This is a genomic window from Williamsia muralis (genome assembly GCF_002735905.1).
Taxonomy (GTDB): domain Bacteria; phylum Actinomycetota; class Actinomycetes; order Mycobacteriales; family Mycobacteriaceae; genus Williamsia; species Williamsia muralis_A.
In genome coordinates this window covers 849,087-857,403 of the sequence record NZ_PEBD01000010.1, presented here as the reverse complement: position 1 = coordinate 857,403, position 8,317 = coordinate 849,087, and the positions used below count along the sequence as shown (strand labels likewise).

Here is an 8,317-nt window from a genome sequence, read left to right as displayed (position 1 = left end):
AGTTTGCCGCTCCAATCTCGAACCCTTGCTCGCCTCGGCCTCAGTGACGATGAATACTTGTATCTGCGAAATGTAATCGCGGTGTCTTCGTTGTTCACATTCAACCCGCAAGTGGTCGTTTAGACAGTAACCACGCAGGCGAGTCGCAGATATCTGCCACTCGAATGGCATGCCTTTCTGTGACCTATCGACCAGATTGTCATAGCCGTTACACCGATGCTCCAGCGGCCCGGATCAGCTCGACACCGCGGTTCTGGCGAGTCGGCCGGGCGTCTCCGGCAGCGCAATCAAGTATAGACCAGGCCCGGCGCACCATCGCTGACGTTCGATCGGTGACTGTCACCAGCACCGACGAGTCCGGCCCCCTCGTACGCGGTGTGCGTGCGAGGGGGCCGGAGTCGAATACTGAGGGGCCGCGAGGGCCGGCGGCGCCGAACTACCCGCCGGCGAGCCTGCTGGCGATCACACGGAGGTCGATCTCACTCGTTCGCCCGGCGGTGACACGCTGCTGGGGCGGTGCCGTCGCGGTGTGCAGTTCGTCGAAGTCACCGCGGATCTGAGCAAGTGCATCGTCGACGATTGTGGCGACAACCGATCCATCGGTTTCTGCACCGAGAGCCGGGATACCCGCGAAGATCGCGGCGACGACAGCGGATCTGTCGTCCATGTACTGGTTCCGGGTGACCGGCATCATCAGATTGATCGCACCGGTGAGGTCGCGGTACGTCAGCGCACGCGATCTGTACCGAACGACCACCCGGTCAGGGGTCACTCGAGTGATCTCGCCCACCGCGGCAGGCAGGTCCACCCTCTGAGATGAAGGCGCCATAGCCCGCTGTTGCGGCCGAATCGTTGAAATAGCCATCTGCTCACCAACCCTGTGCATCTGCCTCGACCCTCAATGGGTCGGCGTAGCTAATATTCACAGTACCCGGGCAGTAAGGGAAGGGAAGTATTCCAGCTGTTACAAGATCCAGGTGTGATCTATGACACACCTCGGGCTCAAGGTCTCTGACCAGCGCAGATGGGCGCGCAGCAGGCATCAAAAATGAAACATTCGATGCGAATTCGTGTCATTGTCATCGCGTGTTTCGGACAGACACCATGATCCTTACGGTGGTATGTCCGCAGGCCCGCGGCGAACACCTACTGCTGAGAATCGGCCTCCATGGCCTCGATCAGGCTCTTCGGGCGCAGGTCAGTCCAGTGCTCGTTCACGTAGTCGAGGCACTCGGCGCGCGATGCCTCACCGAAGACCTTGTTCCAGCCGGCCGGGATGTCGGCGAATGTCGGCCACAGCGAATGCTGGTTCTCGTCGTTGACCAGCACAAAGAACCGGCCGTCTTCGTCGTCGAATGGATTGCTCATGAGCGGACCCTTCTCCTGTTTCGGTTACGCGTGCACCACGGTCGACACACACCACCGCCGGCGGCCCGTACCCCGCATGGGGTGCACAGACTGCCGGCGGACAGCAGATCAGACCAGTTCGGCTTCCGCGAGAACCATCATTGCCTGTATGCGTATCCCGGCAAGCGTATCGGCGAGGCCGCGCGGGCCCGACACCGCCAGCCCGGGTACGGAAGTCATGAGCGCGACGGTGAGGGCGGAATCATCCACCGCTTCGCTCGCCATCGCGATTGCGGCACCCTGCGCCCGTCCCTTGAGTTCGCCGAAGTTCACCGCATAACCCTGGCCCACCACTGCCGGTCGATCGCGGCCGATATCGGCAGCCGCCATCACGAGTTGCGTGAGTGTGCGATCCTCTCGGTTACGAGAGCCGCGTGCGTCGGATCGGGCCGACGACCCCTTGCCATAACGGCGGAGCTGCAGTACCACAACGCCCTCCCTCTCAAAACGTGCGCCGAATGCGTTCTTCCCGTGCAATTCGTCGGATCCCTGCAATAGCCCCGTCCAGGTCACCAAAGCATAGCCATTGTCAGGCCATTGAATACCAATTGCCCAACATTCCATTCATACGGACGATATCGCTGCGTCGAGCCGTAGCGTTACGGCCCGTTGGGTGCGATAGGTTCGTAACGAATCATCAGGTGTGATCGCGTCGCCATGGCGACCATGACGATGACGGGACGGACATGCAGGCGAGGCGGGGCCGAGTTACGCAGAACAGCGACGACCAGGACGGCGTACGAGCCTCCTCGGGCGCTCCGTCCACCTACCAGCAGCCGGTCGGCGGCGGCCGGCTACAGCACAGTGTGGTGGCAAACGACCTGGTCAAGACATTCGGTGATTTCACCGCCGTCGACGGCATCAGTTTCCAGGTGCCGACCGGCACGGTGCTCGGGCTCCTGGGGCCGAACGGCGCCGGGAAGACCACAACCGTCAACATGCTGGCGACTCTGTTGACCCCCGACGGCGGCAGCGCCTCGATCGCCGGTTTCGACGTGGTCAAGGATCGCGCGTCGGTCCGCAAGTCGATCATGCTGACCGGGCAGTTCGCCGCCCTTGACGAATCTCTCACCGGACGCGAGAACCTCATCTTGTTCGGCAGGCTGATGGGATTGCGCAAACGCGAGGCGAACGGCCGCGCCGACGAACTCCTCGAGGCGTTCAATCTCGTGGAGGCTGCGTCGAGGCGAGTGGGGAAGTTCTCCGGCGGAATGCGGCGGCGTATCGACATCGCCTGCGGTCTGGTCGTCCGGCCGGAGGTGGTCTTCCTCGACGAACCGACCACTGGCCTGGACCCGCGAAGCCGCCAGGATGTCTGGAACATCGTGACGTCGCTGCGCGATCAGGGCATCACCACGCTGCTCACCACTCAATACCTGGAAGAGGCCGACCTCCTCAGCGACCGGATCGTTGTCATCGACAAGGGGCGCGTGATCGCCGAGGGCACGGCTTCTGCGCTGAAGGAAGAGGTCGGCGGCACCTTCTGCGAGGTGATCCCCAGCTATCCCGACGACCTCAAGCAGCTCAAGCAACTCTTGGCCGACATGGTTCCACCGGACCAGATCCGCATCGACATGTCGCGAACCTCGTTAACGATGCCCGCGATCAACGCGACGCAGACACTCGTGGAGATCGTGCGCCGCACCGACGCCGCCCGCATCGAACTCACCGACGTCGGTCTCCGTCGTCCGTCGCTGGACGACGTGTTCCTGAAGCTGACCGAGTCGCCGACCGGCGGCTCCCCCGAGGCGACGTCTCCCGCCACGGCAGCCCGGGACCGCCGATGACGACGCTGACCCCGGATCGGGTCGTGTCCTCCGGGAGCGATCGTTCGGTGCATCCCGGACAGCAGTGGCTGGCCCTCACCAACCGGTCTCTCCGAGGGATGGCCCGCGAAGGGCAATTCCTTCTGTGCATCGTCTCGCCGGTACTGCTGACCGTCTGCTTCTATGTCCCGCTGCGGACGATCATGGATCTGTACCCCGGGATGGACTATGCCCAGTTCCTCATGCCGGTGATCTGCTTGCAGTCCGTGGGATTCGTGGCCACCTCCGCTGCGATGCGGGCCGCCACCGACGGCAGCCTCGGGTTGAGCAACCGGCTGCGGAGCATGCCGGTGAACATTCTGGTACCACTCATGGCCAGGCTGGCCGCGAACGTCGTACTGCTCATCATCTCGTTGTGCTGGGCCATCATCTCCGGGCTGGTGATCGGGTGGAGACCGGAGTCGGGTCTGCTCAATTTCGCGGGGTTCCTCGGCGTCGCCCTTGTCGTCGGCATCATCCTGGCGTTCGGCGCCGACACGATCGGCGCCCTGTCGCGAAACCCGCAGGCCACCAGCCAGGCCCTCGCCCTACCGCAGTTGATCCTTGGAATGCTCTCCACCGGATTTGTCCCGGAAGAACGATTCCCCGAGTGGATCAGACCATTCGCACGCAATCAGCCGATCTCTCAATTCACCGAACTGATGCGGGGATTCGACGGCGGTGAGGTGACCCTGCGTCTCGCGTTGCCCTCGATCTTGTGGGCCACAGGGGTTGTGGTCGTCGCCATCATCGGCGGGGCCTGGGTGATGATTCGGAGCAGCCGACGTTGAGCGAAGACAAACGTTCGCCGCAGGAGCCGCAGGTACCTGTGGTGCCCCGTCGGCCCCGGCACCGGGGCGACGGCGACGCAGCCGGACTCCAGCACTGGTGGCGCACCGAACAGCCCCCCTCCGGGCGACGCAGAAGCCGTCCCGACGACCTCCCGACCACACGATTCGAGCGACTCGACCGCGGCGACGCGGACCAGAGCGACTACGACGCCCCGGTCACTGCCAGCAATCGGACCTTTGTCGGCCCGTGGACACTTCTGTCCCCTGGTGCCGCAGCCGCGGACTGGACTGCCGAACAAGCAGTCCTTCGCCCGTCGGGCCGTGCGGGAGCCACCGCATACCGAGGTCAGCAGCTCACCCAGTTCACCGATCCGGGCGCTCTGGACACCAGCCACGTATCGGCCGAACTCCAGCAGGCCCAGACCGTTCGTCTGGACGTGCGGAAGATCGCCGCTGCTGCTGCGGCCGTCGACGCGGCCGAGCAGGAGTCGGCGGGCGATCACCGCAAGGACCTCGCGACAGCATTTGCCGATCACCCCGACGCCAGTGAACGCGGCGTCAAGGCGTTCCTGCGGCACGCCCGCATCCTCACCGGTCGGCAGTTGCTCGTCGTGACGCGGGACCGGCTCACCCTCATGCAGAGCATGCTGTTCCCCCTGTTGAGCATGGTCATGTTCAAGGTTGTCCTCGGAGACGCCGTCGGACAGGCCACGGGTCAGAACAGTGCGTACGGCACGGTGCCCCTGGTTGTCCTGGTCGGGGCGATGTTCGGCTCGCTCGCCGTGGGTACCCGGCTGATCAGCGAGCGGCGAACAGGACTGCTGACCCGCCTCTATGTACTACCGGTACACCGGGCGGCGGATCTGACGTCGCGGGTCAATGTCGAGCTGATCCGGATCCTGGTCAGTACAGCGATCCTGACAACCGCGGGCCTGGCCATCGGATGGCGCTTCAACCAAGGGGTTCTGCCGGCAATCGGCATCTTCGGGGTCGCCCTCCTCTACGGTGCGGCCTACTCGACGATCGTTCTGACACTGGCGGTTTCGGCATCGAACCTCCCCCTGGTCCCCATCATGTCGCTCATCACGAGCCTTTTGATGTTCTTCAATTCGGGGTTCTCACCGATCGAGGCCTATCCGGAGATCCTGCAGCCTCTGGTCCGCAACCAGCCCATGACGTGTGCCATCGAGACCATGCGTGCGCTGGCCATCGGTGGACCGGTGGCCGACAGTCTGATCAAGACGATCGCCTGGGCGGTGGGGGCGATCGTGATCTTCGCCTACCCGGCACTGCGCGGGTACCGACGAGCCGCAGCCTCGCGGACCTGACCGTCCCCTCGGCCGGTCTGGCCTGTTCGAAAACCGCCGAGTTGGGGTGTTGTTGCCTACGATCAACACCTATGCCACCGAAACCGACGCGATGAAGCAGATCGCGGGACGTGACGCCGCCTACTTGTATCTCGGCGACGTGAACTCGTCGACCATCGTGTCGTCGTACCTGATGCCCAATCCCGACGGGCTACCGCTGACGATCGACCACACCGCCGCTGTGGATTGGTTACGCGGACGCCTCGATGTGTCGGATCTGTTCACCAGCAAACTGATGCATCTCCCCGGCGACGTCGGCTTGCCCTACTGGGTGCCGGATCCAGCATTCGACCCCGCCGCACATGTCCGGTTCCATGACGTGACGGATTGGTCCGCGGCCCGAGACCTGGTGGCAGACATCGCGGCCACACCACTCGACCCGTCCCGTCCGCTGTGGCTGATGCATGTCATGACCGACATCCCCGACGCACCGGATCAAACCGGGTTGTCGACACTCGTGGCGCTGCACTACCACCACGCCGCATTCGATGGGATGTTGTTCAGCACCCTGACGGCCACCATGTTCAGCGACCTGGAGATCACCGACGAAATCCGTGCAGCAGGCCGCCTCATCGGGGATGCCGGAGAAACGCGGGCAGCGGTGGCTCGGCGAGAGCTGATCGGCCTGCCAGCTCATTTCTGGCGCTTCGCCCGTGTCTGCGGAACGACAATCCGCCGGACTCGGAACCAGGCGAAGACATCGGAGCCCGGGCAACGTCGCAGTTGGCCGGTCATCCGGTTCAACGCACCGTTCCGGGGACCACGTATCGCCGACGGCGTGATGCTCGATCTGCAAGAAGTGCTCGAGTTGCGGTCGCGGGTCGCCGGCGCAACCCTCAACGACCTGATGCTGTCCGTCATCGGAGAGGCGACCAATCGCTATCTGACCCAGGTGGGTGAGCGCCCCAAGTCCTCGATGTCCGCGCTTGTGCCGATGTCGACGCGCGCGATGCGTGAGTCCGCTTCGGCGAACCAGTTCGTCCCGATGGTGGTTGATCTGCAGACGGCCGAATCCGATCTCACCACGCGAGTGCAGTTGATCTCCGCCGAGACGAGCCGGGAGAAGAAGCGCATCGCCGAGGAGGCGACCCGGGCAGACGTCGCGGTAGTGGACGCAATGCCCGCACCACTTCTGCGCCTCCTCGGGGTTCTCTCGCGGCGGCAGTCGAAGTCGGCTTCCACTTCCCCGGCGTTCAACATCGTGGTGACCAACGTGAACGGTGCCCAGATACGACGAAAGATCTTCGGACTGGAAGTGGTGGGCGGTTTCGGGGTCCAGACCGTGGCCAATGGATCGACGTTGGCTCACGTGATAACGAACCGGGCCGACAAGCTCGCGGTGTCCATCACGGCCGATCGTGCGTCGCTTCCCGACATCACCGAGTACTGCCGCATCCTCGAGCAATCGTTCAAGACCCACCAGGCCGAGGTCGGCTGAGACTGCCGGTCGACCAGCCCACCGTTCGTCCCCCGCTCGTCCGAATCGCGGTCCCCTAGCGCCACAGGGGATCGCGTGGGACGCCCTGCACATCACCGGAGATCGCCGAATGAAACAGGTCACCGCGCGTGACGCCGCATACCTCTACCTCGGGGACGGAGTCGCGACGGCCACGGTTGTCAGCTGCCAGGTCGTCGTGAACCCCGCCGGCCGACCGCTCGAGCTCACCGAGGATCACCTTCTGGAGTGGATCAGCGAACGGATCTGGATCTCAGATCTGTTCAACAGCAAGATGATCCGGCTGCCATCAGACATCGGTTACCCCTATTGGGTTCCTGACCCGGATTTCTCCGCGGCCGCCCACCTGCAGGTGCACCGCAACGTCGGCACGTGGGCTTCGGCGATCGAGCTCGTCGAGCAATTCGGAGAGACGCCGATGGATCTGTCCCACGCACCCTGGCTGATGCACGTCATCCCCGACGTCACCGGCGTGCCAGGCCACGCCGGCCTGTGCAGTCTCGTGGTGTTCCGGTTCCATCACATCGCCTTCGATGGCGTCACCTCGGCGACCCTGGGCGAGAAGGTGTTCGACGACGGTGTCGTGAGCGACGCAACACGTGCAGAGGGCCGGGTCGTCGGGAAGGACACTGCATCTCGCGGGGCGCTGACCCGTCGGGAACTCCTGCGTGGACCCGCGCTCTGGACCCGGTTCGCAAACGAGGGTATTGGGATCGTGCGAGCATCGAGACAGCAGAGGCGGGCTCAGGCGGGCGGTGGTCGGCCCCACCGGGTCTGGCCGGTCACCCGCTTCAATCACGACTTCCGCGGCCCCCGCACGGTAGGCCACATACTCTTCGACCGCGGCGATGTGCTCGAGATGAAATCCTCGTTGAGTGGCGCCACGGTCAACGACCTCATGTTGTCCATTGTCGGACAGGCTGTTCACGACTACCTCGGTCGCAGGAACGAGACCCCGCCATCGTCGCTGTCTGCTCTGGTACCGGTGTCGACGAGGGGAATGCGTGAAGCGGATACGGCAAACCAGTTCGTTCCGGTGGTCGTGGATCTGGTGACCACCGAAGCGGATCCCCGGATGCGGATATCGCTGATCGCCGCGGAGACCGCACGCAAGAAGAACAGGGTCAAACAGAAGCTGGCAGAACACACGACGGGGTTCATCGACATCGTGCCCGCCCCGGTCCTCCGGCTGCTCGGTTCCGGGCGGCCGCGCCGCAAGAAGTCGGTGGCGCCGCCCCGTTTCAACGTGGTGATCACCAACCTGCCCGGGATCGCGAGACACGGTAGTTTCTGCGGGATGAACATCGTGGACAGCTTCACCATGCAGCCGGTCGGCTCGGGTGCAACTCTGGCTCACGCAATCTCCGACCGGGGTGACCACATCGCCATGTCGATCACGGTCGACTCGGCGGTGATGCCCGACATCGGCGAATATTGTCAGATCGTCCGCGAGTCGTTCGAGGCGCACCGCGCCACCATCATCTGAGGTCC

The 8,317-nt window shown here is 64.0% G+C and carries 8 protein-coding genes; 5 read left to right on the top strand and 3 right to left on the bottom strand.

The features are described from left to right. Positions 1 to 436 precede the first annotated feature (436 nt). From CSW57_RS17640 to CSW57_RS17630, 3 genes are all read right to left on the bottom strand, one after another. On the bottom strand, positions 437 to 808 hold the full coding sequence (locus CSW57_RS17640; RefSeq protein ID WP_143696566.1) for a hypothetical protein: 372 nt from the start codon (positions 806 to 808) through the stop codon (positions 437 to 439). A gap of 338 nt (positions 809 to 1,146) precedes the next feature. Next, positions 1,147 to 1,368: an MbtH family protein gene (locus CSW57_RS17635; RefSeq protein ID WP_023956070.1), complete on the bottom strand. Its 222-nt coding sequence runs from the start codon at positions 1,366 to 1,368 to the stop codon at positions 1,147 to 1,149. A 108-nt stretch (positions 1,369 to 1,476) separates the two neighbouring features. Continuing rightward, a complete protein-coding gene (locus CSW57_RS17630; RefSeq protein ID WP_143696565.1) occupies positions 1,477 to 1,836 on the bottom strand; it encodes a hypothetical protein in 360 nt (119 codons plus the stop codon). Between the two features lie 257 nt (positions 1,837 to 2,093). On the opposite strand from CSW57_RS17630, the gene CSW57_RS17625 reads away from it, so the two are divergent. The 5 genes from CSW57_RS17625 (at position 2,094) to CSW57_RS17605 (ending at position 8,312) form a co-directional block, all read left to right on the top strand. Beyond that, positions 2,094 to 3,194, top strand: coding sequence for an ATP-binding cassette domain-containing protein (locus CSW57_RS17625; RefSeq protein ID WP_099383934.1), 1,101 nt, complete (start codon positions 2,094 to 2,096; stop codon positions 3,192 to 3,194). Continuing rightward, positions 3,191 to 4,003, top strand: a complete 813-nt coding sequence (locus CSW57_RS17620; RefSeq protein ID WP_099383933.1) for an ABC transporter permease — start codon at positions 3,191 to 3,193, stop codon at positions 4,001 to 4,003. The genes CSW57_RS17625 and CSW57_RS17620 overlap by 4 nt, the downstream gene beginning before the upstream one ends. Positions 4,004 to 4,449: 446 nt before the next feature. After that, a complete protein-coding gene (locus CSW57_RS17615; protein ID WP_031331715.1) occupies positions 4,450 to 5,331 on the top strand; it encodes an ABC transporter permease in 882 nt (293 codons plus the stop codon). Between the two features lie 52 nt (positions 5,332 to 5,383). Next, positions 5,384 to 6,808, top strand: coding sequence for a wax ester/triacylglycerol synthase domain-containing protein (locus CSW57_RS17610; protein WP_143696564.1), 1,425 nt, complete (start codon positions 5,384 to 5,386; stop codon positions 6,806 to 6,808). Positions 6,809 to 6,917: 109 nt separating this feature from the next. Beyond that, positions 6,918 to 8,312, top strand: coding sequence for a WS/DGAT domain-containing protein (locus tag CSW57_RS17605; RefSeq protein WP_099383931.1), 1,395 nt, complete (start codon positions 6,918 to 6,920; stop codon positions 8,310 to 8,312). Positions 8,313 to 8,317 lie beyond the last annotated feature (5 nt).

Bases quoted from the DNA above. Each gene is read 5' to 3' on its own strand.
- CSW57_RS17635 (WP_023956070.1), bottom strand. From the start codon at position 1,368: ATGAGCAATCCATTCGACGACGAAGACGGCCGGTTCTTTGTGCTGGTC.
- CSW57_RS17625 (WP_099383934.1), top strand. From the start codon at position 2,094: ATGCAGGCGAGGCGGGGCCGAGTTACGCAGAACAGCGACGACCAGGAC.
- CSW57_RS17620 (WP_099383933.1), top strand. From the start codon at position 3,191: ATGACGACGCTGACCCCGGATCGGGTCGTGTCCTCCGGGAGCGATCGT.
- CSW57_RS17605 (WP_099383931.1), top strand. From the start codon at position 6,918: ATGAAACAGGTCACCGCGCGTGACGCCGCATACCTCTACCTCGGGGAC.